Genomic DNA, 800 nt, shown 5'->3' on the forward strand with positions numbered 1-800 from the left:
GGGGGTGCGTCGTGGGGGTCGGTGGTGGCGTCGTGGTTGTGGCCGGTGCCGGGTCGGGTGAGGTAGCGGTGCCCGGCGGGGGTGATCCACTCGAACAGCCCGGGTTGGATTTGGCGTAGCCGGAAGCCGCCGTCGGTCTTGAGGCGGTGGTGGCGGTGGCACAGGGGTCCGAGGTTGTCGGCGTCGGTGCGGCCGAGGGGTTGGTCGGGTGGGTCGCCGGGCCTTCGGTGGTATTCGATGGTGTGGTCGAGGTCGGCGTTGCGGGCCGGGACGGTGCACCCGGGTGCCACGCAGGTGGTGTCGCGGGTGCGGACGAACTCGGCGAGCCCGGCGGGTGGTCGGTAGCGCTGGCGTCCGACGTCCAGGACCTGGTGGGTGGCGGGGTCGGTGATGATGCGTCGCCAGATGCCGCCGTCGGCCAGGGCGCGGGCGCGCACGGCGTCGATGGGGCCGTGGCCGTGGAGGTCGGCGGGGTGGTCGTCCAGGCCCAGGAGGGTGGAGGCGGCGATGGTGAGGTTGACCTCGGCGCCGGGGCGCCCGGCGCAGCGGGTGCAGCTGCGGCGGGCTGCGGCGGTCGTGGGGTCGGTCGCGGGCACACCTGGGTCCGGCACGGTCGGGTCCGGCACGGTCGGGTCCGGCACGGTCGGGTCCGGCACGGTCGGCGCGGGCCCGGGCGGCGCGGGCTCGGGCGGCGCGGTGCTGCGTGCGGGCTCCGTGCTGGCAGCGGGCGCGGCGGCCGACGCACTGCTGGCCGCGGGCGCGGGCGCGGGCGCACTGCTGGGCGCGGGCGCGGCCAGCAG

At 77.5% G+C, this 800-nt stretch carries 1 protein-coding gene; it reads right to left on the reverse strand.

The window, feature by feature from the left end:
* On the reverse strand, positions 1-641 hold a 641-nt coding region (locus tag MHY85_RS21145), incomplete at its 3' end, for an HNH endonuclease signature motif containing protein (protein ID WP_239200453.1).
* Between the last annotated feature and the right edge of the window lie 159 nt (positions 642-800).

The sequence above is a fragment of the Cellulomonas sp. ACRRI genome (assembly GCF_022346185.1).
In the GTDB taxonomy this organism is placed as follows: domain Bacteria; phylum Actinomycetota; class Actinomycetes; order Actinomycetales; family Cellulomonadaceae; genus Cellulomonas.